The following is a 24,806-nucleotide window of genomic DNA, read 5'->3' as shown; positions in this document are numbered from 1 at the left end:
ATTAGCCAATTTCAGTTACCGTTGTGAAGATTTTTAAGTATGCAAATTAATTGCTTCTTTAAGTCTTGTATTAGCAATTACTATAATTTTACGCATTAGGGCTGTTATAGCCACCATCTTCTTCTTACCACTTTCAACAAGCTTAGAATAAAAGGCGCCAAGTATAGATTTTGACCTTGTAGCAGCCATAGCGGCTGTAAAGAGCTTTGAACGAACGTTACTTCTACCACCTGTAATCCTTCGGTAACCAACAGCTTTACCACTTTCTTTTGGATGCGGTGCAACTCCGGCAAGACTTGCTACTTCTTTTCTATTTAAGTAACCAAGCTCTGGCATTAAACACAAAAAATCTTGTGATAACTTTTCCAGGAACTGTTTTAAGAATTTTTTGGCGTTGTTGTAATTCGCGGCTTTCATCAATAATCTTTTGTATAGTATCATTGAGTTCGTTTATTTGACTATCGAAAAACTCAATGGTCTTTTGACAGCTTTCTTTTATATGATCATTTTCCGGTGCTTCAAGTCTGCATTTTTCTTGAGTTCTCATTTGCGTAATATCATCACGACGTTGACAAAGTGCAGCCAAAGTTGATTGTTCTGTAGAGGTAGGTACAAATAGAGAGATAGTTCTATGGCGTTCAAATCCATATTGAGCAAGAGCTCTTGCATCTAGACTTTGCTAAAGTTCCGTGAGATAAAATAAAGCTTTTTACTTTACGAGTATTAGCTCGATGCACGGCAATATTTTTGTCGGTAAGAAAATGTGATAAGCCAAGCTCATATTTCCCTGTATTTTCTAAAGTCACTAAAGCATTAGGTAGAATATCTGAAAACTCTTGAAATAATTGTTGCCAACCAGAAGCATTATTATCAAATTCGACAGCATTCTTCTGTTTGTGAATTGCAACGATATTTTTAAATTTTCCGATGTCAATGCCAATAAAATTTTGATAAGATGTAACCATAATAAACCTCGATAGTTTTAGTTAATTTAAGATTGTAAACGGGTGCATATATATGTCCCAAGCAACTATTCAAACGTATCGAGAGATAGGGCTAGCGTACCTTGATACCAACGGTTGTAATACCAATTTCCTTTCGGTCGCGCACGCCCGCTATTCCTAGTGAGCAGGGTTATCTTTCTCTCTTATCTCTTTTATATCACGTTTTTAACTTACAATTGCCTTAGATGGAAAATAGAGATATTACATAAAATTTTAAATCCGGTCTCAAAGTTGAAGAATGTAGGCTTGGAATAGCAGAAAGACTAATGAGATATCTAACAGTTATGAGTATTATTGCTTGGAGGATCTTCTTTATTACATCAATTGCAAGAGCTAACCCAACATTACCATGTACTACCTTATTAGCTGAAGAAGAATGGAAAGTTTTATACGTTAAAATACACAGAAAACCATGTCCAAGTGTAGTTCCCAACATAAAAGAAGCTGTTTCATGAACTTGGAGGCCATTTAGCAAGAAAAAATGACCCAAAACCAGGACCAATTACTCTTTGGAAAGGATATAAACGTCTCTTTGATTTAGCAGAAGGATGGCGACTTGCTCACGAACCTCATATTTGTGGGTAATAGTAAGATTTGATATGCTGCCAACACTTATGTTCAAATTAAAAATGTCATTTATGATACTAGCCACTTCACGCTTTGAGTTTTTGTAAAATCCGCTGAGTGCTGCAATTATAGACTTAACCCTTGGACCAAATGTATCTGGCGTAACACCTTCTGGTAACTTGCTACTTTTTCTTTTTCTGCATCTCCAACAACGACCATGTTCCAATTACTACATAAGGCCTAATTTCCGGAAGATCAACTTTTTGGTGAACATAAGGTTTTTCGCATATTACAAGCTCTCCTCCGCATTCGCAAATATTAGGCAACTCTATTTTTACTACTTTATCCGCTTCCATTGTGGCATGAAAATTTCCTTTATGCCCAACCTGATCGCCAACATTCCTTTCGCTTTTTGGCTTGTCCTTTTTTATTTTGTATAGCTCTTTTGAGCTGGGCAGGGATGAGTTTTTTGAATTTAAACCGAGCCTTTCCTTTAATTCAGCGTTCTCTATCTTTAAAGCTTTATTTTCTGCTTTTAAGTTTTCTATCTCTGCTTTCAGTTTTTCTATTTTTTGCTGTAAATTTTTGCAAAGTTCTCAAAGGTTTACCACATTACCTCACTTTTGCTCTATGATTATCTTTATTATCTTGCTTTGTCTACCTTATTCTACCACTCCGCTGAACGGATACAATTTACTAAACAGAAAAAAAGGCAAAAGAAACCCTAGGGTAGCTAGTTATTCACTATCCATTTTTTAAGTTGGCGTTTTTTAATGTTTTAAATAGCGCATTTCAGCTTATATTAGGTAAAAACCTAGAAATTTTATAAAGAAATAAGGTGCACATAGTGCAAAAAATTAAGCATGATTTACGCCAAATACATTAAGTTTTTTGTCATTAATCCACTGCAGAGATTGCGAAGATAAATAAATAGCTTCAGTGTTATAATAAGGGGGCTGGCGAAGCTTGTCAAGGAAGTTTTTATGATTTATCTAACGAACTTTACACTTGCTAAAGTTGTACCATCTTGGTAACTTTAACTGAAAGAAGTTATTTTTTATCCAATATGAAAAAAGCCTTTATATTCACATCCTTAATAGCAATTATATTGATAGTTATTACTTATTTATACAGAAACGACGGAACTAATGACTCACAAGTGGTAAATGTTTATTCATCGCGCAAAGAAGAATTAGTACGTACTTTGTTTGATGAATTCACGAAAAATACAGGTATTAAAGTACGTTACATCATTGATGATTATTCTCAGCTACTTTCACGAATGGAAAACGGTGGTGAAGCTGACTTATTTTTGACTGCTGATGCAATCAACTTAATTCTAGCAAAAAAAAGAGGACTTTTATCTCAAGTAGATTCAGAGGTTTTAAAAAGTGTTATACCTGCAAGATTTAGAGACAGTGAAGATTATTGGTTTGGTCTTACAAAAAGAGCTAGGATATTGGTTTACAATAAAGAGTCAGTAGACCCTAAGGACTTAAGTACTTATGAAGATTTAGCAAATGAAAAATGGAAAGGAAAAATATTAGTGCGTTCTTCTACAAGTCCATATAACAGATCGTTAATTGCTTTTATGATTGCAAATAATGGTTTTGAAAAGACGAAAGAATGGGTAAGCGGAATTGTGAGCAATATGGCAAGAAAACCAAGTGGTGGTGATACTGATCAAATTTACGCCGTAGCAGCGGGTGAGGGAGATGTTGCAATAGTAAACAGCTACTACTTTGCGAGAATTCTTTCATCAGAAAATAAAAAGAATGTTGCAGACAAGCTAGGGGCTTTTTTTCCTAATCGCAACGATCACGGTGTAATGGTAAACATCAGTGGTGCAGCAGTAACAAAAAACGCAAAAAACAGGGAAAATGCTATAGTCTTATTGGAATTTTTAGTAAGCAAGCAGGCTCAAGAGTTATACGCTAAAAAAAACCAAGAATATCCTATTATTGAAGGCGTTGAAACTTCCGATATACTAAAATCTTGGGGAAATTATTCACAAAGTGATTTGCCTCTAAGTGAACTTGAGAAGCATCTTTTTGAGGCTGTTATGATAGCGGATGAGTGTAAGTGGAAGTAATCCCCAGCGCCACTAAACATTGGGATGAAAGATTTATGCTAATATACCTTACTCTTGACTCGCTGAACTTTTTCTTCCTTCTAACTTAATTTTGACTTTACTATCTTTTTCCGTTCTTTCACCAAAACAATTGCTGCACAAGAAGTCTATTGAAAAAAGGTAATAAGAAAGTAGAATAGGTTCAAGTAGTTGAAAAGGAAACTATGAACAAGAGAAGGAATTTGTTAAACATCTCAGACCTTACAGTCGATGATGTAGAAAATATAACTAAGTTGGCCAACCAGTACCTTAAAAAAGAAGTTGCAAATAGTCATATCTTGGAAAATAAGACAGTAATAAATTTATTCTTTGAAGATTCAACGCGTACACTTGCGTCTTTTGAAATAGCAGCAAAAAGCCTTGGAGCAAATGTTGTAACTTTGCCAATAAGATCTTCTTCTATTAACAAGGGAGAAGATCTAAAAGACATGATCAAAACATTAAATGCAATGAATCCTGATTACATAATAATCAGGCATAAAAGTAGTGGTATCATTAATACACTGGCAAAGTATGTTAACTGCTCGCTAATCAATGCAGGCGATGGAAGTAGTGAACATCCAACTCAAGCTCTTGCAGACTATCTTGTAATCAGCAATCACAAAAAGCAAATAAAGGACCTCAAAGTTGTGATATGTGGAGATATTCTGCACAGTAGAGTTGCAAGATCAAATATAAGATTGCTAAAAATGTTTGGAGCAGAGATAAACTTGGTCGCACCACCAACTTTGATTTGTAAGCATTTTCCTGAAGTAGGTTCAGTCCATTATTCATTAATTGAAGGTATAAAGGATGCTGACGTAATTATGCTTTTGAGATTGCAGAAAGAGCGCATGAATAATAGTTCTTCAGAGAAAGAATATTTTTATTTGTATGGACTTGATTCACAAAAGCTATCATACGCAAAACCAGATGCGATTGTTATGCACCCAGGGCCAATAAACAGAGGGATTGAGATTAGCAGCGATGTAGCAGATTGTGTTATTTTACAGCAAGTAGAATTTGGATTGGCAATACGTAAGGCAGTGTTGCACTATTATAGGCCTTGCTAATATTAAAAGATGCTACACAACTAATGCAAAAAGGGGGGGCATGAAATGACAAGGCTTGTAAATGGTTTGAGAATGGCCATTAAGATGTTAAGGCCGAGGATATGGTGTGGAAGTTTTTACGAAAGCCTGAAGTCAATCAACAACCTTGCAGAACGGCAAATTAGACGGCTATCGTAAAAACAGCTTTTTCACCTGGTCGGAACATGGAGAAAGATTTGTGGAAAGAATGTTGTCGATATTTTTGACATCACGTCTCAATGGCCAAAATCCCTTCCAAAAGTTACGACTGCTTAGTTCTTTATTCATTCTCACAATCCGTGAACGGTTACAACCTAGATTCCAGTGGGCTTTGTTGCATCGCTAGCTATGATGGATTAAAGATAAAAAAGATAGGGAATATCAGTAGCTTATTATTCTGGTATTTATAACAAGAACGGTCAATGAATACCTAAATTTGAGTAAAAGAAATTTCACTACCATTTACCAATCCGGCTAAAATTCAAGAATTTCAATGCTTTAGCTATTTTCAATAGAATTAAATTTATTAATATAAATAACAAATTACTATTCTTAAATTTGATCAGATTGATTGCAAAAAAACAAGATTTTCAATAGGTTGCTTATAATCCTAACTATAGTTAGCCTTTCATAAGTAGCGATGCAACAAAGCCATTCCAGTGTCAGCTACTTTCAGAACACCATATTACCTTAACAAAAGCAAATGTTCGTACAGATGTGCATCAGCTACTTTCATCTGCCACCTGCAAATTGCAATGTTCGTACAGTTATGTGTCACGCTACTTGGATGACACCGTTGAAAGAAATGAACCGCCTTTTCAAAATTGTTTTGAATAGAGGAATAACATTCACAAGTAAAATTTCATATTACCATTTTTTAATTTATGTATTATAATAAGCTTAATCTATAAGAAAAACAAAGTTGGAAAAGTTGGAAGAACTAAGCAAAAACTGGGTGATAAGAACGGGAAGATTTTTATCTTCATTGTTTTTTTTACTGTTGATTGCGCTATCAATACGTAGTTTTTTATTCGAGCCATTTCATATACCTTCTGGTTCAATGAAAAGCACCCTACTTGAAGGGGATTACATTTTTACTAGTAAATATTCATACGGTTACAGTAAACACTCCTTTCCATTTTCTCCAAACATTTTTAGCGGCAGGATTTTTTATACCCCTCCAAAGCGTGGCGACATAGTAGTTTTCAAACCCACAAGAAATGACAGCATCAGGTTTGTTAAGCGAGTAATAGGAACACCAGGTGACAAAGTGCAAATGATAGAGGGAGAATTATACCTAAATGATCAGAAAGTAGAGCGAAGGCAAATTGAAAGTTTTTTTGATTATGAGTCAAATCGTAACATACCAAGATATATAGAAACGCTTTTAAGTGGCAAGGAACATGAGATTTTGGTAGATGAAATTTCTAATAAGCTATCATATAACACTCCGGTTTATTATGTACCTAACGATCAATTTTTCGTTATGGGAGACAATAGAAATAATTCTTTAGATAGTAGGTTTCCTGAAGTTGGTTTTGTACCAATGGAAAATATCATTGGGCGTGTAAGCATAGTTGGTTTATCATTTAAATTAGGAAAGGTCGATTGGTTACCATTTAATTTCAGGTTACCTGTTGCTTTGAGATTAAATAGGGTATTGCACAAGGTTGTGTAAGCTTTTTCTACCTATTTGTTAATTCACACAACTCTAAAGAAGAATTTTCTAACTCGGCGATAGTGTTGTTAATTTCATTCAAGTCATTGCCTTGTAAAGCGTTTTTTGCATTTTGTAATAGGTTTTTCAACTTTTGATCAGTGGAAAGGTTATTATTGTTTTCAACCAAGTGTATGAGTTTATTTCCATTAATTTTAGCACCTGCAAGGGAACGAGCCTTCATATCTTCGTCAAAACTGTTTATTGACTGGTTAACCATATTTTGAACATCAGCTTCACTCAAGCCAAAACTTGAATTTACTTTAACTGTCTGCTCAATTCCAGTAGTTTTTTCTCTTGCAGTAACAGTCAAGATTCCGTCAACGTTAACTGTAAATTCTATTTCAACTCTTGCAGAACCTCCAGGCAGTGGCGGTATACCTTTTAGTTCAAACTGCGCTAGAGATTTGTTATCCTCTATCATTTCACGTTCTCCCTGACAAACATGAATTTTCATTGCTGTTTGCCCATCAATATAAGTTGTAAACTCTTTTGTTTCTGAAACTGGCAGTGGCGTATTTCTTGGTATGATTTTTTCAACTATGCCTCCCATAGTTTCTATGCCAAGTGATAGAGGTAAAACATCCAGGAGAATATTCCTATCTTTTGAGCTCGAAGTTAAATCATGAGCCTGCAGAGCTGCCCCAATGGCAACTGCTTTATCTGGATCCACGTCATTTAGTACTTTATTTCCAAAGAGTTTGACTAGTGAATTTTGAACCAATGGTGTTCTAGTTGCACCACCAACTAAAATTACTCCTTTTATATCATCAATTTTAAGATCTATATCACTCATAGTACGAGTGACTATATTGATAGTCTTATTGACCAAAGAACTGATTGCCTGCTCGAATTCTTCTCTGGTAATTTCGCACTCAAATGGCTTGCCGTTAACATTAAATTCGAAGATACCTATAGTGTGATTGCTTAGGTACTCTTTCACAGAGCGTGATTCGATAAGTAAGGAATTTAGTTGCTTAGCCGTCTTTTCTCTATACTTATCAATCACAATTGAACTCAGCAAATGATCAAAATCATCACCGCCGAGTTTGGTATCACCACCAACTGCAAGAACTTGAAACACTCCTTGATGCAATTTCAATATCGAAATATCAAATGTTCCACCACCAAGGTCATAAACTGCATATATTCCACTGTTATTGTTCTTTTCAATGGAGTAAGAAAGCGCTGCAGCGGTTGGCTCGTTAACGAGGCGAAGAACTTCTATGCCAGCTAATTTTGCTGCATATTTAGTTGCGTTACGTGCTGAATCGTCAAAGTAAGCTGGCACAGTAATTACTGCTTTTTTTACTTCCAGCCCCTTAGACTTTTTTACCCTCTCACATAAAGCTTTTAATATCTCAGCAGAAATCTCAACAGGAGTAAGATACTTTTCCTCCGAACATTTTACTCTAATAACTTTTTCACTTTCGTTATCTATTTCAAAATAAACACCCATCTTGTTCAAATCTTTAACACTTTTACCCATTAAACGTTTTATTGAGTGGATTGCATTTGAGCCAACATCATAGCCAGTTTTCAATGTATTATTTTCACATGAAATGATAGAAGGTAATAGCTCTCTTCCCTGTTCATCTTTAAATATCTCCACGTTGCCAGCTTTATTTACCATAGCAATTAAAGAGTTGGTAGTGCCAAGATCTATACCAAAAACTACTTCATTTGAATTTGGTTCAGAAATTTGAATTGGTTGCATTTTTCTTCATCTCCTCAAATGACTTGTATAAATATTTCAATCTTAAGACTTGTGTAGCAGCTCTATCAAAATTCTTTACAGCAAAAGTGTTAATTAGATTTTTAATGCAACCTTTTATTTTTTCATCGATCATCCTACTTGCAAATTGTAGATCGTCGCAGTCTAGTAAGTACTCTCTTATTTCCATTGATTCACTTAATATTTCAGAATTTAAGTGGTCCTTTTGGCTTTTCACATTAAAAAAATCCAGCAAATGCTCAGCACGTTTTAGCGGTGACTTTAGTATCTGATAAGCTCTGTTAATATTTTCCATGTTTTGGGACTGTCTTTCATTTATATCAGTCCTGCTTAGCTCAATATATTTTTTCTCTAACTCATCAAAGCTGATATTGAAAGCTGGTTCAATTTCAAACAATGCAAAATAGTTGCTAGACATGAAAACTCTCTCCACAACCACATTTTCCTTTCTCATTAGGATTTTTGAAAACAAAACCCGATGAAAATTTTTCTTCTACATAATCCATTTCAGAGCCAAGAATAAACATGACGGATTTTGGGTCGATCAACACTTTAACTTTTTGGCCATCACTACAGTTTTCTTCAATTACCGACTCTAAAGGACGAGTATCATATGCATATTCAATATCATATTTTAAACCAGAACATCCTTTTTGCTTAATTAGCACTCTTATTCCTATTGCTTCTTCCGGTTTCTCAAGGTTAGTATGCTTCTTTTGGTCCAATAAATACCTTATCCTTTCTACTGCTTCCGCAGTTATAGTGATAAGTTTTTTATTCTTTTTTACAGTTTCACCTCCGCCTACTTCTTGATATTCACCCATGTTCGTAGCTTCTTAATTCTTTTGTTTACTTTGATAGTCATGAATAGCAGCCTTTATAGCATCTTCAGCAAGTACCGAACAGTGTATCTTCACTGGAGGTAAAGACAACTCTTCCACTATTTGAGTATTCTTTATCTGTGTAACGTCACTGATGGTTCTTCCCTTTATCATCTCTGTTAACAAGGAACTTGAAGCAATGGCAGAACCACAACCAAAAGTTTTAAATTTTGCATCTTCAATAACACCTTTGTCATTGACCTTTATCTGCAATTTCATTACATCACCGCACGATGGTGCACCAACTAGGCCAGTACCAACATTTGGATCATTTTTATCCAGAGAGCCAACATTCCTTGGATTTTCGTAATGATCTAAAATTTTCTCATTATAACTCATAAAATTACCTGTGAACCGCTATTCTACATTATAACATATTTAGGTTAAAAACTAAAGTAAAATGCACTCAAAAAGTGTAATTTTTGTAAGGTAAAATTGTAGTTTTTGAGTGCATTTTACTTTACAAATTCGCGTAGTGCATGTCATTCTTTATATTGTAATTAAGTTTATAATTTAAAAAGGAGTATCCCTTGAGTTTGTTTAGTAACCTTTATCAGGGCCTGTTAAAAACTTCTTCTCGCTTTAGCGACGGGGTGAAAAGTATTTTTTCTGGCAAAAAAAAATTAGATCAGTCGCTTTTAGATGAATTAGAAGAATTGCTAATTAGCATGGATATTGGTCATAAAACTTCCAAGTTGATTATCGATAGGCTCACAAGCATCAAATTTGACAAGGAAGTTGAGTATAATACCATCACACAGCAGCTAATGAGCGAAATAGAATCGATATTGAACCCTGCTGTGCAACCGCTAATTTTAAACAAAAAACCACATATAATAATGGTATGCGGAGTAAATGGTAACGGTAAAACCACGACTATAGGTAAGCTCGCATATAAATATAAGGAAATGGGAAAATCCGTTATGCTTGTTGCATGCGACACATTTAGAGCTGCTGCTAGTGAACAATTAAACATTTGGGCAGAACGTTCTGATTGCTTGATTGTTACTGGAGAGTACGGTAGCGACTCTGCAAGTGTGGCATATAGAGCTGTAAGTCAAGCTATAAAAGATAACGTTGATGTTGTTCTAATTGACACAGCAGGAAGGCTGCAAAATAATGTGAACCTTATGGAGGAGTTATCAAAAATATATAGAACGATAAAGAAATTGGATGACACTGCCCCTCATGACGTTATTTTAGTTCTTGACGCAACTACCGGCCAAAATGCTTATAGCCAATTAGAAGCATTTAGCAAAATGGTTAATGTTACCGGGCTAATCGTAACAAAGTTAGATGGCACTGCTAAGGGCGGAGTGGTAATTGGACTTGCAGAAGCTTATAAGATAAAGTTACATGCTATAGGAATTGGCGAAAATATAGAGGACTTAAGGGAGTTTACTAGCAAAGAATTTGCTGAAGCGTTATTTAATTGTAATTAAAGACTTCTCTTAATTCCCTTACGTGACCAAGCTTGATTATTTCAATATCATGAGAAGAATAGTTACCATTTTTAGGCATAATTGCTTTTTTGAATCCTAACTTTTGTGCTTCTTTTAGTCTGAGATCAGCATGCGAGATGTTCCTAATTTCTCCTGAAAGTGCAACTTCACCGCAGATTATTGAAGAAGTTGGCAGCGGTAAATTTACTATACTTGAAATAAGGGAAGCAGCAACAGCAAGATCAGCCGATGGTTCCTGTATTTTGAGTCCCCCTGCAATGTTTAGGTATACCTCTTTATCATGCAAAAACATTTTGCAACGAGCATTTAGCACCGCGATGATCATAGCCAATCTATTAATATCCCACCCAACTACTGCCCTTCTTGGGGTTGCCATATTAGTCCCTGCTATTAATGCTTGCACTTCCATTAAAATTGGTCTTGAACCTTCAATTCCTGCAAATACGGTGCTGCCAACTACTTCTCTGTCATGGGCCATCAGAAACAATGATGATGGATTATCAACAGGCACAAGTCCTGCTTCAGACATCTCAAAAACACCAATTTCATTTGCAGGGCCAAATCTATTTTTAATAGTACGCAAAATGCGATATTGATTGCTATTTTCACCTTCAAAATATAATACCGTATCCACCATATGCTCCAGAGTTTTGGGTCCAGCTATTTGTCCATCCTTAGTTATATGACCAACTATTAAAAGAGAAACACCATATTGTTTCGCAAGAATAGTTAATTCATGTGCGCAAGTACGAACCTGAGTTACAGTTCCTGGTGCCGATGTAATTCTGCTATCATACATTGTTTGTATAGAGTCAATTACTAAGAATTTAATACTTTTGTTTTCCTTTATTGTTGCTACTACATCAGTTAAAGATACTGTAGATAAAAGCTTAATTTTAGGTTCATTTATCTTAAGACGCTTTGCTCTGAGACTCACCTGCTCTAAAGACTCCTCGCCGGATACATAAAGACATTCAAAAGAGGAAAGTTGCACAACATTAGCTGCAATTCTAAGCAAAAGGGTGGATTTTCCAATACCAGGTTCGCCACCAATTAAAATGCTAGCACCTTGAACGATACCCCCACCAAAAACTCTATCTAATTCTTCTATTCCTGTTAAAAAACGACTTGGAGTGATAATTTCGCTACCCGATAACGTCTTTATTAAAATTGGTGCAGATATACTTCTTTTGCCCGTTTTTACTGCTATTTCCTCAACAATTGTATCCCAATTGTCACATGCGATGCACTTCCCTACCCACCTACCAGTGCTGTGACCACAGGATTGACATACATATACAGTTTTCATCAAAGCCAAAATTATTTTGTTGTAATTGTAATAAAAATTAGCTGAATATGCGAAGTAAATCTATAGCTAACCCAAGAAAGGGTTCCCTATGTCATACCGCGATTCATTCGCGGCATCTCTAGATCCCGCTAACAAGTAGCGGGATGACGAGCTTATCGTCACGCCGCCGCGAACCGTCATACCGCGATTCATTCGCGGTATCTCAAAGCATAGATCCCGCTAACACGTAGCGGGATGACGGTTGTCGTTTAGCTACAAACGTTAAGAAATTTACCAAATGAAAAAAAAGGCAAAAGAAGCCCTGGGATTATTATCCGCTTTAAAATATTGGCGTTTTTTATGTTTTAAACGCTTGACAAGCGAAGTTCAGCTGCTTTTAATTGCAACTAACTTACGCTGCAAATGTTTAAGAAGTTTACTAAGCAGAAAAAAAGACAAAGAATCCCCGAGTTAGCTAGTCTTTTACTATCTCTGTCGAGTATTGGCATTTTTTGATGTCTTGTAACGCTTTATAAGCGCGTTCAGCTTATTTAGATAAAAATCTAGATGTAGATGAAGTTTTGTAAAGACATACAGTATCTATGTACTGCAAAAAATTAAACATAAGACGCCGATACATTAAGTAATCCTTACCTTTTAATCTGCAGATTGGCGAAAGCAAATACAATAGCTTCACTATCATGATAAGGGCGCTGGCGAAGGGTGTCAAGTAAGTTTTTTGTTTCTATTCCCAATGTTATATGGTTATGTAAGAAGTCTAATAGCAAATTTTTAAGTTCCTCTTTAACTCTTTAACCAGCGGGCTCGCATGAGGAGAGGAGAGTAAAGGTCCTCTTCCATAGATATCTTCACACTTTTTTCTTCTTCTGTAGTTGGCGGACGAGTAAGAAAGTGAATCTTTGGTGCGCCACTAATTATTGCCATTGGTGTTTGCTCCGCCCCTTCTCCCATAACTAAAACAGCAGACGTTGCCAGCGCATCAAGAAGATTGACTTGTGTTACTTGCAGTGGTTGATCATAAAGATCTGGCTTGCCTATATAGGAATAAAATGGTTCAAATCCACACCAACCAAGAGCAACGCCCGTAACCCCAAGGCGCATAGGTGTTATGTTACTATCTGTAATCAAAATACCAAGATGTTTTATGCAGTGTTTTGTCTTGAGATAGTTCCATATTGATAGAGCTGTTTTCTGAACATCCTTTGGGTATAAAATATACATTTCATTACCATTTGATTCATCAATACCAGCAGATGGAATTAAGATATTGTCTTTGATTGTTAAATAGATGCCGTAAGAATTATGGTCTACATCAACAATTGCATCAGCTTCTCTTTTGATTAGCTCTTCTTTAGAACAAGCAGTTTTGCAAACCACTTGTTTTTGACAAATAGAAATGATTTTTGATGTGATAGCAAGAACAACTTCCTCTCTTAGCAACTCTGAAACATAGCGATCAAGAACCTGCTCTAATACTTCTCCACATTCAATGCGGTGGGTATAAATTGCTTCAACATGCATATTAACGTGTCAGCTTGCATATAGTATAATCTTTCGTTTTGGTGAGAATAGTTTTATGCCATCCATCAAGAAGTGTTAAGTTGAAATATACATCACCTTTATAGGGTTTGTGAATTTCTGTTATGATAAATTCTGAGATTAGATCATACTCCAAAAAAAGATGCGCTATTTGTGCTCCACCAATCATGAAGACTTTAGAATTACTTTGGATTGACAAAAACTCTTGCATAGAAGAAATAATAGTGCATTTTACTCCTCTGTTAAAACAAGAATTTAATTTGTCACGAGAAAAAACAACAGGGATACGATTCCCTAATATGTCTTGAGGCATAGTTTCAAATGTCTTTCTCCCCATAACAATAACTTGTTTTTCAGTCACCTGACGAAAATGATCTAACTCACTTGGATAATGCCAGGGCAATCCATTATTTATTCCAATTACCCCCTTGGGATCAACAGCCATAATTCCGATAACTATCATCCCTGTAAAGCAGCTTGAGCTACAAAAAATCGCATGTGATCACGCACATTATGCACTCGAAGGAAATCAACCTTGTTGTGTAATACAGATGATGTAGCAATTGTTTCTAAATCTCGGTTAAAGACAGGTTCTGTAGAAAAAGAAGAAATAAATGACTTTCTAGAATGGCCAACCAGAACTTTGCAGCCAAAATTTTGTAACGTTTCTATACTGCGTAAAATCTGGATATTCTGGTACATAGATTTGCCAAAACCAATACCAGGATCAATAATGATCGAGCTTTGATCAAAACCTAGAGCTAGTAATCTATTAATGTTCCTTTCTGCCCAATTATTTATGGTATCAATTGGATCAATGTCACTTGGGATAATGTTGTCACTATGTGGTGGTATGGAGAGTGAATGCATAATAACGATACTACATCCACTGCTAGCAATCGCTTTTAAGGTATTATCATCTAGATCTCCCTTCTGATCGTTTACCCAGGCAATGTTGTAGTGCTCCAAAACATTCAAAATAACATCTGGCCAGAAACTATCAATGCTGACTTTAATGTCACCAACTTTCATATACTGATTGAGATTATCAAGCACTGGTTTTAAGCGTGCATATTCTGCTTTTGGAGTTTGTATTGAGGAGCCAGGTCTTGTTGATTGAGCACCAAGTTCAACTATGCTTGCACCATCTGATAACAGCCGCAGTGCCTGCTTGGTTGCTTGATCTGCATCATAATAAAGACCACCATCTGAAAATGAATCAGGAGTAATATTGACAATACCTACAAGCTCTGGTGAAAGCGTAAAACTCCTTAAAAAGCAATCCTTAATGTTAGGGTTAACAGTACCAAACGTTTTGTTAACTACTGCCATAGGGTTCAGCATTGTCATCAAGTGAAGCAAAAATGGTCTGTTTATCAATTCTGGGTGAGGAATCTTAAGGTAGGGTGTATCAAGTGTCAGGTCATCCCATAACAAAATATCCAAATCAATAACGCGAGGTGCCCATTTTTCATAGACCTGCAGACGGCCAATGTCACATTCAATTTGTTTAAGGCCCTTTAACAGCTCTTCAGGAGAAGAAGAACAACTTCCATACACAACCATATTTAGAAATGGCCTGTCCCACCCAGGTGAAGCATCATTTGGTAAAATAGCCTTAGTTTCCAGAATAATTGAAGATTTTAAATTTTTAAAATAGCGCTCCTGCAGTAACTGAGCAGCCTTTTGTAAATGGGAAAAGCGATTTCCTATATTTGAGCCAACAGAAATGTAAATCATTCTTGCAACGCATTACGATAAGTAAAGAAAACACCTCCATGCACACTGGGGACAGGTGGTGCAACTTTGTGAATAGTTACGCCTATAGAAGAAATAATAAGCTTTTTTTGCATCACAAGGTTATTAATGGTCCTGTATATATCATGAGTTAAATGCTCGATTAAGTTGAATTGCTTGCTTTGAACGAGAGATTGAATACTCTGAACTACCTCCAAGTAGCATATAGTATCCTCAAGCCGGTCAGTTGTAAGTCCTAAAGGGGGGGATTTAAAGGTAAAATCAATATTAACACTAACTAATTGAGAATGATACTTCTCTTCTGCACTATAGCCTAAATGAACCCAAAGCCGTAAGTCAGATATAAGAAGATTACATGCAGACATTGCATTCCAACATCACTGAGTTTAAGCTACTTACAACTACTAACACACGCTAGCATTCATCATTCCATCAAGAAAACCCCACAAGAGCCTTGCTCCCTTTTGAGCACCCTGCATAACTTTATCTTGCTCTTTTTCATCTAGATCTTCAATAAGATTTGCACATTCCTCAGAATGCCATTCATCAGCATGCATATGGACCGTAAAAAATTGAAGAGAACGCTCATCACTTATTGAATAGTGTTTTTTTAAACCTTCAATTTTAGACTTGGAAACCTCTGGAGTTTGACGTTCGTAAGCGTACAAGGCTCCAAGACCTGCTGCAAAACCTGATCTTACAATGTCAAAGTAACCATCAATTAATTCTTGTGTCTCCTTAATCTGTGCACTTTCACGAAGATCAGATCGCGCAACGCCAAGCCCTTCAGCAAAACGTTTCCATAACTCTGGATGATTTTCATCACCTTGTTCCTCTTCTATTAAATTACCAAGTAAAACCTGTCGCATTTTTAGATCTGGGCACAGAAAATGTATACCACTGATGTAACGAGGAAACGCAGCAACATGGTGATAATATTCTTTAGCATAGGTTTGTAAAGCTTGCAAGCTTAAGCTTCCTGTATTCCATGATTGGTAGAATGGATGATTTAGTAAGTGCAATTCATCTAACTTGTTATTTAGAGACTTAGTAAATTCCATCATTTCCCCCATTACATTAATATATAGTTCATATACTATAGTTTTCTCATTGTTACGATCATGCTAACAATGGTGGGATTGGTAGGACTCGAACCTACGGCCAATTCGTTATGAGCGAACTGCTCTAACCGACTGAGCTACAATCCCTTTTATCAATATTTATAATACACACAAAAGCAAATTTGTCTATTAGCTTATTTCACTATCAACCCAACTTAGCAGATCATTTGTTGCGCCAATTTTGCGTGCAATTTCCTTACCATCTTGAAATATAATCAAAGTAGGTATAGATTGAACCCCATACTTACTTGGCACTTCAGTCCCTTCATCTATGTCGAACTTGCAGATCTTAATCTTGCCTTTTCTGTCTTTAGCCAACTGTTCAATACGCGGCATTAGACTTTTACATGGCCCACACCATTCTGCCCAAAAATCTACCAGAACAAACCCTTTATAGTCAGTGACTTCAGATTTGAAATTTTGATCATTTACCGGTGTAATATCATCACTCATAAAATACCTAAACTTAAAACGATTGCTTGTAAAATATAGCGTATCTATTAGCAGTTAATCAACTAAATTCTTACCGCAGAGCTTGAAAAATTGCCCTAAAGTGTTTTGCACAAACAAAAAACTTCTATTACATCTGGTGGTTAAAGATATCCACGTTTTCCCAACCCATTAAGTCTAATTCAATACGAGTAGGAAGAAATTCAAAGCACTTTTGGGCCAATTCTTTTCTATTTTCACGCTCCAGCATTAAGTCTAGCTTTTCCTTTATCCTGTGGAGATACAAAACATCAGATGCAGCATAACTTTTTTGTTTGTCTGTTAAATTTTCATTTCCCCAATCAGAAGATTGCTGCTGCTTATTTAGTTTGGTATCAAGCAGCTCTAAGCACAACTCTTTTAAGCTATGATTATCTGTGTAAGTGCGAACTAAACGTGAAGCTATCTTTGTGCAATAGCACGGAAGTGCCCAAGTTTCCAAGTAATAACGTATTATGCTCACATCAAATCGCGCGAAGTGAAATATTTTAGTTATATTTTTATCCTCTAATATTTTTCTTAAATTTGGCGCTGTATAATCGTTCTTGAGTTGAACTAAGTGAGCGTTGCCATCATTAAAAGAGAGCTGCACAAGGCATAATCTATCTCTGCTATGAAGTAGCCCCATTGCCTCGGTATCAACAGCTATAGACCTTATATCATCTGGTATTGAACTAGCTGGCAAGTCGTCTTTATATAAAAATATTCCCATAAAATTAATACATTTTTTGGCACAATTGAAAACTTATGATAATCAAAAATGAGTCTTAAGTATACGAAAAGATCATAGAAGGAACCACGCAAATTTATGGGCTCTCACATTTTTCGTGTACACGGGGTTTACAAATCGCTGTATATGCCTATAATTAAGTAAATTTAGGTTAATTTAATTGCGGGAGTAGCTCAGTTGGTAGAGCGCAACCTTGCCAAGGTTGAGGTCGAGGGTTCGAACCCCTTCTCCCGCTCTTTGCTTTCAAAATCATTTCGTCAAAAATCCCTTGACAAACTCCGCCAGCGCCCTTATCATGATAGTGGAGCTATTGCATTTGCTTTCGCCAATCTGCAGATTAAAAGGTAAGGATTACTTAATGTATCGGCGTCTTATGTTCAATTTTTTGCAGTATATAGATACTGTATGTCTTTACAAAACTTCATCTACATCTAGATTTTTATCTAAATAAGCTGAACGCGCTTATAAAGCGTTACAAGACATCAAAAAATGCCAATACTCGACAGAGATAGTAAAAGACTAGCTAACTCGGGGATTCTTTGTCTTTTTTTCTGCTTAGTAAATTTCTTAAACATTTGCAGCGTAGGTTAGTTGCAATTAAAAGCAGCTGAACTTCGCTTGTCAAGCGTTTAAAACATAAAAAACGCCAATATTTTAAAGCGGATAATAACCACGGGGCTTCTTTTGCCTTTTTTTTCATTTGGTAAATTTCTTAATGTTTATGGCTAAACGACAATCGTCATCCCGCTGCTTGTTAGCGGGATCTCTTGTTAGCGGCTGAGATACCGCGAATGAATCGCGGTATGACGTAGGACTGCTGTCATTCCAGCGCGTGACGCTGGAATCCAGTTCTTATTACCTGGTGTAAAGTTAAGTTTCCTGGATCCCAGTGTCTGGGCACTGGGATGACAAGAAAGGAGCACTGGGATGACAAGAAAGAGGCTACTTGGATAACAGAAGAAGGAGGCTACTTGGACAACACCCTGACAACCATCATCCCGCTACGTGTTAGCGGGATCTGGAAATACCGCGGCGGTATGACGTAGGACTGCTGTCATTCCAGTCTGGAATCCAAAAAAGGATGATGTCATCCCAGTGCTTGACACTGGGATCCAGCTTCTGTGCAACCTCATCAAAAACATTCATTTAGTATAAACTTTCCATGCTAGTTTGCTTGCTTACAAGCAAACTTTCCTGGATCCCAGTGGGCTTTGTTGCATCGCTCAAGCGAAAAGAACTGGCAGTTACTGACAAAATTCATTATAAATAGCCATTTAACCTTGAAGAAAAAATATGCCACAAAAAATGAGAGTCAGTAACTGCCATGAATATAACAAATTTCTCCAAGAAAGAGGAAGCATTTTTTGTTATATCAATGACGCCATAGAAAATTGGTACGAGAATTGTCCAAAAATGCAGGGCGGCAACTATATTTATAGTGATAAAGTTGTGATTTTGGTGCATATAATCGTCAGTTTCTTTAGAATTGGTTTAAGACAAACAGTCGGGTTTATAAAAGGGTATTTGCAACAAATAGGAAGAGATTTGCAGCTATTCACAAGCATCAAAAGAAACTTAATATTAAGATAAATGATTGCAGAATTGATAAAAATATAGCTCTTTCCATAAAAGTCCGGATGTGATAGGATAAGGGTAGATGATGATAAGGAGGTTGAATGCCAGCAGCATATAGTTATGATTTAAGAAAAAAAGCAATGGAAGCGCTAGACGAAGGAGAAAGCAGAGAAACAGTGGCAGCAAGATTTAAGATTGGACGAACTACTTTATGGGAGTGGCAGCAAAGAAGAAAAGAAACAGGAGACTTTCAATCAAAAAAACTTGGAAATGGGGGTTACAATCACAAAATTACCGACTGGGATACCTTTGCCAAATTTGCCAGAGAACACGGAGGAAAGACTCTATCGGAAATGGCTAAACTTTGGAACAACGTTAGTATCCAAACGATCTATCGAGCCCTTAAAAAAATTGGATTTACGCGCAAAAAAAGACATATGGATATAAGGAAAGAAACGAAGAAAAACGTGCTGAATTTTTGAAAATTATAGCGACAAAAGAACCTAAAAACTTAGTGTATATAGATGAGTCTGGCATTGATAACACCGAACTACGGATATTGCCAGAAAGGACAGCGGTTTTATGCCTTAAAATCTGGAAAGAAAACTCAACGAATCAGTATGGTTGCAGCCTTAAGTGGAAGAAAGATAGTTGTTCCGTTAACCTTTGAAGGCCACTGTAATATGGATGTTTTTAATGGATGGTTTGAGCAATTTTTGACACCGATCTTGGAACCTGGACAGACTGACCTTACCCAGAAAAAGTGGAGAGAAAGAAAGGAGTTTTTTCGGGTAAAATAAAATTTTGGAGGATTAGAAATGGCAAGAGAATATACGGCAGAATTCAAATTGGAAGCTGTTAAACTGGCAAATGAACAAAGAAAGGCAGGTCAAACAATTACAAAAATAGCAAAGGATTTAGGAATAAAGGGTGGTTTATTAGGAAAATGGATAAAGAAACACAACGAAAAAAAGTCGGCAGCAGATGCATTTCCAGGTAGAGGTAACATGGCTCCTTACGACAAAGAGAGGTTTGATTTACAAAGCAAGAGTAACAAGGGAAAGAGACATTTAAAAAAAAGCCCTGGCCAGTCAAAAAGAGTAAAATATTTTTTCATAAAAGAGCATAGTAAACACTATAAAGTGCAGGAATTATGTAGGGTTTTCTGCTAGTGGCTACTATAAGTGGACTACAAGGAAAATAAGCAGTAGAGAATCAGCAAATAAAGAGTTATTAGCAGATATTCAAAAAATATATCAAGCTTCTAAATGTAGATATGGAGCTCCTAAAATTCATGCTGAATTGAAGGCTTTGGGTAAAAGTTGCAACTTAAAAACAGTGCAAAGTATTATGCAGAAAAATGGTATTCAGGCTATATTGAGAAGAAAATTTAAAATTAAGAAACAACAAACGGACAGTAGCTCCCAATATATTAGACCAAAACTTTATTGTCGATCAACCAAATAAAGTATGGGATTACTTATATAAAAACCAAAGAAGGATGGCTATATTTGGCAACAATAATCGATCTATATTCACGCATGGTAGTTAATGAGCAGTTCAATAAATAAACAATTGGTTATGGACTCTTTATTAATGGCCGTTAACAAGCGTAAACCTGCCAAAAATCTACTATTACATAGTGATCAAGGTTCACAATATACTTCGCAAGGTTATCAATATCTCTTATCCATAAAAAACATAGATGAGTTATAAAGGTTGTTGTTACGACAATTCTGTTGTGGAAAGCTTCTTCAGTTCTCTAAAAAGGGAGTTACCAATAGACACCTCTCGGCACTCTAAACAGCATATCAAAACTGCTATATTTGAATATATAGAAATTTTTTATAACAAACAACGTCACTATTAACTATTGCATTCCTGAGCATTTTGATTCATCATTCTCTTTGTGAAAAACATTCCAAACTTTCTCTCCACTTTTTCTGGGTAAGGTCAGTCAGCTACTTGGATGACAGGGGAGGGAGGTGCTACCCTGACAATCGTCATCCCGCTACGTGTTAGCGGGATCTAGAGATACCGCGAATGAATCGCGGTATGACGGTCTGCAGCGGTATGACGTAGGGCTGCACTAGCTATATCATGCATTTTATTAACCGACACTATAAACAATATCCTTACAATTATGAGATTGAACCACAACTTGCTCAAGCGTTAAGCTGCTGCGTTTAGCGTCTTTACTGTGATTTTCCCCAAGAACATTTGTTCTTTCTCGTTTTATTTCCTCAATGAATTTCCCATTAACATTTTTAGGATCAATCTCTTCTTCAGAATATATAAGGTTAGTGCAATTTGTTTTTCTATAATAATGCACGCCAAGACATATAATTGATAATGCAAGTATACCAGAACCTATAAGTAATGATAATCCTATGTTATTAGTCAAAGGGTTTTGGTAAAATTTTTGTACACCATTAACACCATGTGTTGCAAGTAGCCCTAGAGGAAACGCTATATTTGCAGCAACTACACCAGTAAATAATGCAGTAAATATTGGTCTGTCGTTAATTACTGATTTTATTAGTTCTAGTAATTACTTTTTCGTCAATGTTAGTGAAGCCTTGTTTAGCTTCCCAAGCATTAAGTACAAAATTTGAATGAGTGCCATTGCTATATTCCAGTCTTACAGATTTTATAGCTTTATCTTTTGGCTGGTGCTCCAACACCTCAGCTAAAGTTTTATCCGCATCTTTTTTTTGAATGGAATGTTCTTCAGTATCTATAAATTGCCTTGTTGCAAAAAATATTGGACCAATTGCAAGCAATGCAGCAAGTGCGATAACTGGTATAGTGATATATTTTGGGCTGTTTGTAAAAAATGCAATAAATTTTGCTTTATCTTGTAAATATAATAAAGCTGCAGATATACTGAGTATAATAGCACTTGCAGTAAAAATTATAAAGCCCTTCTGCTGCATGGAATACTTTGCTCTTGGCAAGAATCTGTTTGTTTTTTTATTTGTTGTGCCACCTACATCAGAATTTAGTGACAAAGACTCTTCAGAGTCATCTGTCTTATATGATGGTGGAGAAGTTGAAGGTACATTGCTAAGTTTGTTACTTGATTCTCTGCTTAACCGTGTTAATGTTTTATCAAGATCATCAGGATCATCAAATACTGTCTCTTGAGAAGGGGATCTGCTTAGAGTTGAATTTTGTGGCACGTCAACATGAGTTTCTTCACCTTTTGTTTCTTCTAGGGAAGGAGGTGATACTTGAGTCTCAAGAGTTAACGGATCTCTTGAATTAGCATTGCTGTTTTTTTTCTCTTTAAATTCTTCCTCTAACAAAGCTTCTAAAGCTGTATTTTCATCATTTTTTTTCGGAGTACTTGTCCTAAGTGCTGGTATTGGTAAAATTCCTGGTGTTATCTCGCCATCTTCACTTATTGATGTGGAAGAAATTAATGTTACTGTTTGTTCTTCATTTACTGGTCCAGGCATATTCACTCCAAAATTAATTACTATGCTGCATTGATTACGCTATAGTTATTAAGATATAGTAAATACCAATTTACGGATAATTATTAGTATAGAAATTGTCTATCAAAGATTCTTTCATTCAGAGGGTAATCTTTGTCAAAAAGCAAAGTTATTGTGTTTTCGTGATCTTTTTGTATTTTTATCTGTGATATATTATGAAACTCCTTGTAATCTGATACTACAAGTGCTGGACGGTTTTTTGTGTCGTTAATGTCAATTTGTACGATTGTATCGTTTGATATTAACGCTCCATTCCAATGCCTTGGGTAATAGCTATTGATAGAAGTGAGTGCAAGTAAATTTGAATTTAGCGGCAAGATTGGGCCACCGGCAGAGAAGTTGTATGCAGTGCTGCCTGTGGGGGTAGATAATATTACTCCGTCCCCTCTAAATTTTTCTACTTTTAGCTTATCATTAATAGTAATATTCATCTCTACTATTTGGTTCGCTTTTCTAAAAACGTATACTTCGTTTACTGCTATGTAATGATATCTCTTGCCACTTGTGTCTGTTGCTTCCATTTTTAGCAAAGTTAACTGAGTTGAAGTTGCATGCTCTATATGATCAATTAAATCTTCACTGCAGCTAAAGCATTTATTCATCAAAAACCCAACATTGCCAGTGTTTATCCCATACACATGCATGTTTTTATTTTCTATGACGTAATTGTGCAAAGTGCGTAGCATAAAGCCATCACCGCCAACAACTATCAATAGATCGATTTCGGACTTATTTTCTTCTGTTATATTGATAAAATTAAGTTTCTTTAATAGTTTAGATACTTCCTGCGATTTTGGTGATGGAGAAGCAACATAGCCTATATTTTTGTATTTATGCATGCTTCAGTAAACTCTCTAAAACTTAAAGAGGAGGAGAATTAGAAAATGCTTCCATATTTATCGTTAAACTTAGCTAATTTGCTAGTTTTACTTGCTAACCCGCTTGTCAAACTTCCAGTCCATGCAGGGTGAGTAAGAGGATCTCTATCAAGTTTTACCCTATCTCCCTCCTTTCCATAAGTGGAACGAGTTTCAAACTCTTGACCGTCTGTCATAACTATAATAATTTTATGATAATTCATTGTTGTTTATAAACTTTTAGTCAGCTAATATTCTAGTGAACTTAATTCACTAAGTCAATCATTATTCTAAAATATTGACAAAAAATAAATAAAGTAGTATATTTAATAAGGAATAAATAATAACTATCATGATTTTTGCTTTCCCCGGTCAGGGCTCTCAGTTTGTAGGAATGGGAAAGAGCTTATATAGTGAGTTTTCTGTTGCAAGACAAGTATTTAATGAAGTAGATAGCATATTGGATGGAAAGCTGTCTCATTTAATCTTCAACGGTCCTATTGAAGAATTAACCATTACAGAAAACGCTCAGCCAGCTATAATGGCAGTATCAATTGCAATGCTACGTGTTATGGAGCATGTGTTTGGCAAATCTCTTTTCACTGATCACAATGTTAAATATGTTTGTGGGCATTCAGTTGGCGAATATACAGCGCTGTGTGCTGCAGGAGCGTTAACGCTTGAGTCTGCAATCAAGCTGCTGAAAGTTCGCAGCGAAGCAATGCATGAAGCTTCACTGAAATGTAAAGGCGGAATGGTTGCGTTGCTTGGAGCAGAGATAAATGAAGTGGAAGATATATTGAAATCAGTTCAAATTGACGGAATTTGTGAAATTGCAAACGATAACGGTGGCGGACAAGTGGTTATAAGTGGCACTAGAGAAGCTCTTGAAATGTTACCCGATTTATTCAAAAACTCGAGTGTGAGGAAACTAATTAAATTACAGGTTAGTGGGCCTTTTCATTCATCTCTTATGAAACCTGCTGATGAAAAAGTTTTGGAGTTTTTGAAGGGTATTAAAATAACCCGTCCTATAGTTCCTTTGATATCAAATGTTACAGCTAAAGAGGAGAGTGATCCAAAAGTTATAAAAACTTTACTCGCCAAGCAAGTTGTAAGCAGAGTGAAATGGAGAGAAATGGTTTTGTATATGTCAAGCCGTGGCATTAACAAATTTGTTGAAATTGGCCCTAATAAAGTTTTATCTAATTTGGTTAAAAGAATTGACCAATCTATCAGTACAAAAAATATAGATAGTATTGGTGATATTGACAGCTTCTTTAATGAATCATTAGTACTAACAGCGAAAAATTTAAAAGTTGGATTAAGTTAAAACACATCTATTTGATGTCATTCCGGT

20 protein-coding genes, 2 tRNA genes and 7 pseudogenes are annotated in these 24,806 nt (G+C 35.9%); 11 read left to right on the top strand and 18 right to left on the bottom strand.

Translation table 11 applies throughout. From position 1 onward, the window contains the following. Nucleotides 1–33: 33 nt before the first annotated feature. A pseudogene (locus tag ACQH3L_RS06115) lies at nucleotides 34–965 on the bottom strand (IS110 family transposase). Between the two features lie 216 nt (nucleotides 966–1,181). Here ACQH3L_RS06115 and ACQH3L_RS06110 point away from each other — a divergent pair. Then, a pseudogene (locus ACQH3L_RS06110) lies at nucleotides 1,182–1,589 on the top strand (IS4 family transposase); the annotation flags it as partial. Between the two features lie 7 nt (nucleotides 1,590–1,596). On the opposite strand, the pseudogene ACQH3L_RS06105 reads toward ACQH3L_RS06110, so the two are convergent. Then, nucleotides 1,597–2,140 (bottom strand): annotated as a pseudogene (locus ACQH3L_RS06105) (DUF6444 domain-containing protein); the annotation flags it as partial. 497 nt (nucleotides 2,141–2,637) lie between these two features. Here ACQH3L_RS06105 and ACQH3L_RS06100 point away from each other — a divergent pair. From ACQH3L_RS06100 to lepB, 4 genes are all read left to right on the top strand, one after another. After that, complete coding sequence (locus tag ACQH3L_RS06100; RefSeq protein ID WP_010082338.1) at nucleotides 2,638–3,663, top strand: Fe(3+) ABC transporter substrate-binding protein; 1,026 nt, start codon at nucleotides 2,638–2,640, stop codon at nucleotides 3,661–3,663. 203 nt (nucleotides 3,664–3,866) lie between these two features. After that, nucleotides 3,867–4,754, top strand: a complete 888-nt coding sequence (locus ACQH3L_RS06095) for an aspartate carbamoyltransferase catalytic subunit (protein ID WP_425384774.1) — start codon at nucleotides 3,867–3,869, stop codon at nucleotides 4,752–4,754. Nucleotides 4,755–4,799: 45 nt separating this feature from the next. Beyond that, on the top strand, nucleotides 4,800–4,931 hold the full coding sequence (locus ACQH3L_RS06090; RefSeq protein WP_255317428.1) for a hypothetical protein: 132 nt from the start codon (nucleotides 4,800–4,802) through the stop codon (nucleotides 4,929–4,931). Nucleotides 4,932–5,703: 772 nt separating this feature from the next. Then, nucleotides 5,704–6,450, top strand: coding sequence for a signal peptidase I (lepB, locus tag ACQH3L_RS06085; RefSeq protein ID WP_425384773.1), 747 nt, complete (start codon nucleotides 5,704–5,706; stop codon nucleotides 6,448–6,450). Nucleotides 6,451–6,457: 7 nt separating this feature from the next. Here lepB and hscA read toward each other — a convergent pair whose 3' ends face one another. Genes hscA through iscU form a run of 4 tightly spaced genes read right to left on the bottom strand, consistent with a single transcriptional unit; the run spans nucleotide 6,458 to nucleotide 9,444 of the window. Then, nucleotides 6,458–8,206: a Fe-S protein assembly chaperone HscA gene (hscA, locus tag ACQH3L_RS06080; RefSeq protein ID WP_425384772.1), complete on the bottom strand. Its 1,749-nt coding sequence runs from the start codon at nucleotides 8,204–8,206 to the stop codon at nucleotides 6,458–6,460. Beyond that, a complete protein-coding gene (locus ACQH3L_RS06075; protein WP_010962909.1) occupies nucleotides 8,184–8,642 on the bottom strand; it encodes an iron-sulfur cluster co-chaperone HscB C-terminal domain-containing protein in 459 nt (152 codons plus the stop codon). The genes hscA and ACQH3L_RS06075 overlap by 23 nt, the downstream gene beginning before the upstream one ends. Next, nucleotides 8,635–9,048: a HesB/IscA family protein gene (locus ACQH3L_RS06070; RefSeq protein WP_038199190.1), complete on the bottom strand. Its 414-nt coding sequence runs from the start codon at nucleotides 9,046–9,048 to the stop codon at nucleotides 8,635–8,637. Before ACQH3L_RS06070 ends, ACQH3L_RS06075 begins: the two co-directional genes overlap by 8 nt. A 12-nt stretch (nucleotides 9,049–9,060) precedes the next feature. Beyond that, a complete protein-coding gene (gene iscU / locus ACQH3L_RS06065; protein WP_007548853.1) occupies nucleotides 9,061–9,444 on the bottom strand; it encodes a Fe-S cluster assembly scaffold IscU in 384 nt (127 codons plus the stop codon). Nucleotides 9,445–9,635: 191 nt separating this feature from the next. Between iscU and ftsY the strand changes: the two genes are divergently transcribed. Further along, complete coding sequence (gene ftsY, locus ACQH3L_RS06060) at nucleotides 9,636–10,547, top strand: signal recognition particle-docking protein FtsY (protein WP_010962907.1); 912 nt, start codon at nucleotides 9,636–9,638, stop codon at nucleotides 10,545–10,547. Here ftsY and radA read toward each other — a convergent pair. The 9 genes from radA to ACQH3L_RS06015 all read right to left on the bottom strand — a co-directional run bounded on the left by radA (nucleotide 10,534) and on the right by ACQH3L_RS06015 (nucleotide 17,496). Continuing rightward, nucleotides 10,534–11,877: a DNA repair protein RadA gene (radA, locus tag ACQH3L_RS06055; RefSeq protein WP_425384771.1), complete on the bottom strand. Its 1,344-nt coding sequence runs from the start codon at nucleotides 11,875–11,877 to the stop codon at nucleotides 10,534–10,536. The genes ftsY and radA overlap by 14 nt on opposite strands. A 783-nt stretch (nucleotides 11,878–12,660) precedes the next feature. Further along, complete coding sequence (locus ACQH3L_RS06050) at nucleotides 12,661–13,398, bottom strand: putative folate metabolism gamma-glutamate ligase (protein ID WP_010081866.1); 738 nt, start codon at nucleotides 13,396–13,398, stop codon at nucleotides 12,661–12,663. 1 nt (nucleotide 13,399) lies between these two features. Next, nucleotides 13,400–13,879, bottom strand: a complete 480-nt coding sequence (locus tag ACQH3L_RS06045) for a dihydrofolate reductase (RefSeq protein ID WP_038199174.1) — start codon at nucleotides 13,877–13,879, stop codon at nucleotides 13,400–13,402. Further along, entirely contained in the window at nucleotides 13,876–15,156 is a 1,281-nt protein-coding gene (folP, locus tag ACQH3L_RS06040; RefSeq protein ID WP_138317886.1) for a dihydropteroate synthase, read from the bottom strand. Before folP ends, ACQH3L_RS06045 begins: the two co-directional genes overlap by 4 nt. Further along, nucleotides 15,153–15,539 (bottom strand): dihydroneopterin aldolase, encoded by a 387-nt coding sequence (locus tag ACQH3L_RS06035; protein ID WP_007548841.1) that lies wholly within the window; start codon nucleotides 15,537–15,539, stop codon nucleotides 15,153–15,155. The genes folP and ACQH3L_RS06035 overlap by 4 nt, the downstream gene beginning before the upstream one ends. A 39-nt stretch (nucleotides 15,540–15,578) precedes the next feature. Beyond that, nucleotides 15,579–16,235 carry a CADD family putative folate metabolism protein gene (locus ACQH3L_RS06030; protein ID WP_022626367.1) on the bottom strand — a complete coding sequence of 219 codons (657 nt, stop codon included), beginning with the start codon at nucleotides 16,233–16,235 and terminating at the stop codon, nucleotides 15,579–15,581. Nucleotides 16,236–16,305: 70 nt separating this feature from the next. Then, nucleotides 16,306–16,382 (bottom strand) — tRNA-Ile (locus tag ACQH3L_RS06025). Nucleotides 16,383–16,424: 42 nt separating this feature from the next. Next, nucleotides 16,425–16,748, bottom strand: coding sequence for a thioredoxin (trxA, locus tag ACQH3L_RS06020; RefSeq protein ID WP_010962901.1), 324 nt, complete (start codon nucleotides 16,746–16,748; stop codon nucleotides 16,425–16,427). A 127-nt stretch (nucleotides 16,749–16,875) separates the two neighbouring features. Further along, entirely contained in the window at nucleotides 16,876–17,496 is a 621-nt protein-coding gene (locus tag ACQH3L_RS06015) for a ribonuclease D (RefSeq protein WP_010962900.1), read from the bottom strand. A 180-nt stretch (nucleotides 17,497–17,676) separates the two neighbouring features. Between ACQH3L_RS06015 and ACQH3L_RS06010 the strand changes: the two genes are divergently transcribed. From ACQH3L_RS06010 to ACQH3L_RS05995, 4 genes and pseudogenes are all read left to right on the top strand, one after another. After that, a tRNA-Gly gene (locus ACQH3L_RS06010) sits at nucleotides 17,677–17,749 on the top strand. Between the two features lie 1,058 nt (nucleotides 17,750–18,807). Continuing rightward, a pseudogene (locus ACQH3L_RS06005) lies at nucleotides 18,808–19,148 on the top strand (transposase); the annotation flags it as partial. A 42-nt stretch (nucleotides 19,149–19,190) separates the two neighbouring features. Continuing rightward, nucleotides 19,191–19,835, top strand: a pseudogene (locus ACQH3L_RS06000) (IS630 family transposase); the annotation flags it as partial. A 72-nt stretch (nucleotides 19,836–19,907) separates the two neighbouring features. Then, a pseudogene (locus ACQH3L_RS05995) lies at nucleotides 19,908–21,002 on the top strand (IS3 family transposase). A gap of 197 nt (nucleotides 21,003–21,199) precedes the next feature. Here the strand turns inward: ACQH3L_RS05995 and ACQH3L_RS05990 are convergent. The 3 genes and pseudogenes from ACQH3L_RS05990 to rpmE form a co-directional block, all read right to left on the bottom strand. Beyond that, a pseudogene (locus tag ACQH3L_RS05990) lies at nucleotides 21,200–22,550 on the bottom strand (hypothetical protein). Between the two features lie 83 nt (nucleotides 22,551–22,633). Further along, nucleotides 22,634–23,428: an NAD kinase gene (locus ACQH3L_RS05985; protein ID WP_070356930.1), complete on the bottom strand. Its 795-nt coding sequence runs from the start codon at nucleotides 23,426–23,428 to the stop codon at nucleotides 22,634–22,636. 38 nt (nucleotides 23,429–23,466) lie between these two features. Further along, on the bottom strand, nucleotides 23,467–23,670 hold the full coding sequence (rpmE, locus tag ACQH3L_RS05980; protein ID WP_007548602.1) for a 50S ribosomal protein L31: 204 nt from the start codon (nucleotides 23,668–23,670) through the stop codon (nucleotides 23,467–23,469). A gap of 128 nt (nucleotides 23,671–23,798) precedes the next feature. On the opposite strand from rpmE, the gene fabD reads away from it, so the two are divergent. Then, complete coding sequence (fabD, locus tag ACQH3L_RS05975; protein ID WP_038199165.1) at nucleotides 23,799–24,779, top strand: ACP S-malonyltransferase; 981 nt, start codon at nucleotides 23,799–23,801, stop codon at nucleotides 24,777–24,779. Nucleotides 24,780–24,806: the final 27 nt, after the last annotated feature.

The organism is Wolbachia endosymbiont (group A) of Sturmia bella (assembly GCF_964030905.1).
In the GTDB taxonomy this organism is placed as follows: Bacteria; Pseudomonadota; Alphaproteobacteria; order Rickettsiales; family Anaplasmataceae; genus Wolbachia; species Wolbachia pipientis.
This window is presented reverse-complemented; position numbering and strand designations above follow the sequence as displayed.

Coding starts and splice junctions, on each gene's coding strand:
- ACQH3L_RS06035 (WP_007548841.1), bottom strand. CDS start 15,539: ATGTCTGCATGTAATCTTCTTATATCTGACTTACGGCTTTGGGTTCAT.
- rpmE (WP_007548602.1), bottom strand. CDS start 23,670: ATGAATTATCATAAAATTATTATAGTTATGACAGACGGTCAAGAGTTT.
- ACQH3L_RS06030 (WP_022626367.1), bottom strand. CDS start 16,235: ATGGAATTTACTAAGTCTCTAAATAACAAGTTAGATGAATTGCACTTA.
- ACQH3L_RS06090 (WP_255317428.1), top strand. CDS start 4,800: ATGACAAGGCTTGTAAATGGTTTGAGAATGGCCATTAAGATGTTAAGG.
- folP (WP_138317886.1), bottom strand. CDS start 15,156: ATGATTTACATTTCTGTTGGCTCAAATATAGGAAATCGCTTTTCCCAT.
- ACQH3L_RS06015 (WP_010962900.1), bottom strand. CDS start 17,496: ATGGGAATATTTTTATATAAAGACGACTTGCCAGCTAGTTCAATACCA.
- ACQH3L_RS06095 (WP_425384774.1), top strand. CDS start 3,867: ATGAACAAGAGAAGGAATTTGTTAAACATCTCAGACCTTACAGTCGAT.
- ACQH3L_RS06050 (WP_010081866.1), bottom strand. CDS start 13,398: ATGCATGTTGAAGCAATTTATACCCACCGCATTGAATGTGGAGAAGTA.
- ACQH3L_RS06045 (WP_038199174.1), bottom strand. CDS start 13,879: ATGATAGTTATCGGAATTATGGCTGTTGATCCCAAGGGGGTAATTGGA.
- ACQH3L_RS05985 (WP_070356930.1), bottom strand. CDS start 23,428: ATGCATAAATACAAAAATATAGGCTATGTTGCTTCTCCATCACCAAAA.
- ACQH3L_RS06070 (WP_038199190.1), bottom strand. CDS start 9,048: ATGGGTGAATATCAAGAAGTAGGCGGAGGTGAAACTGTAAAAAAGAAT.
- ACQH3L_RS06075 (WP_010962909.1), bottom strand. CDS start 8,642: ATGTCTAGCAACTATTTTGCATTGTTTGAAATTGAACCAGCTTTCAAT.
- radA (WP_425384771.1), bottom strand. CDS start 11,877: ATGAAAACTGTATATGTATGTCAATCCTGTGGTCACAGCACTGGTAGG.
- hscA (WP_425384772.1), bottom strand. CDS start 8,206: ATGCAACCAATTCAAATTTCTGAACCAAATTCAAATGAAGTAGTTTTT.
- ACQH3L_RS06100 (WP_010082338.1), top strand. CDS start 2,638: ATGAAAAAAGCCTTTATATTCACATCCTTAATAGCAATTATATTGATA.
- trxA (WP_010962901.1), bottom strand. CDS start 16,748: ATGAGTGATGATATTACACCGGTAAATGATCAAAATTTCAAATCTGAA.
- fabD (WP_038199165.1), top strand. CDS start 23,799: ATGATTTTTGCTTTCCCCGGTCAGGGCTCTCAGTTTGTAGGAATGGGA.
- iscU (WP_007548853.1), bottom strand. CDS start 9,444: ATGAGTTATAATGAGAAAATTTTAGATCATTACGAAAATCCAAGGAAT.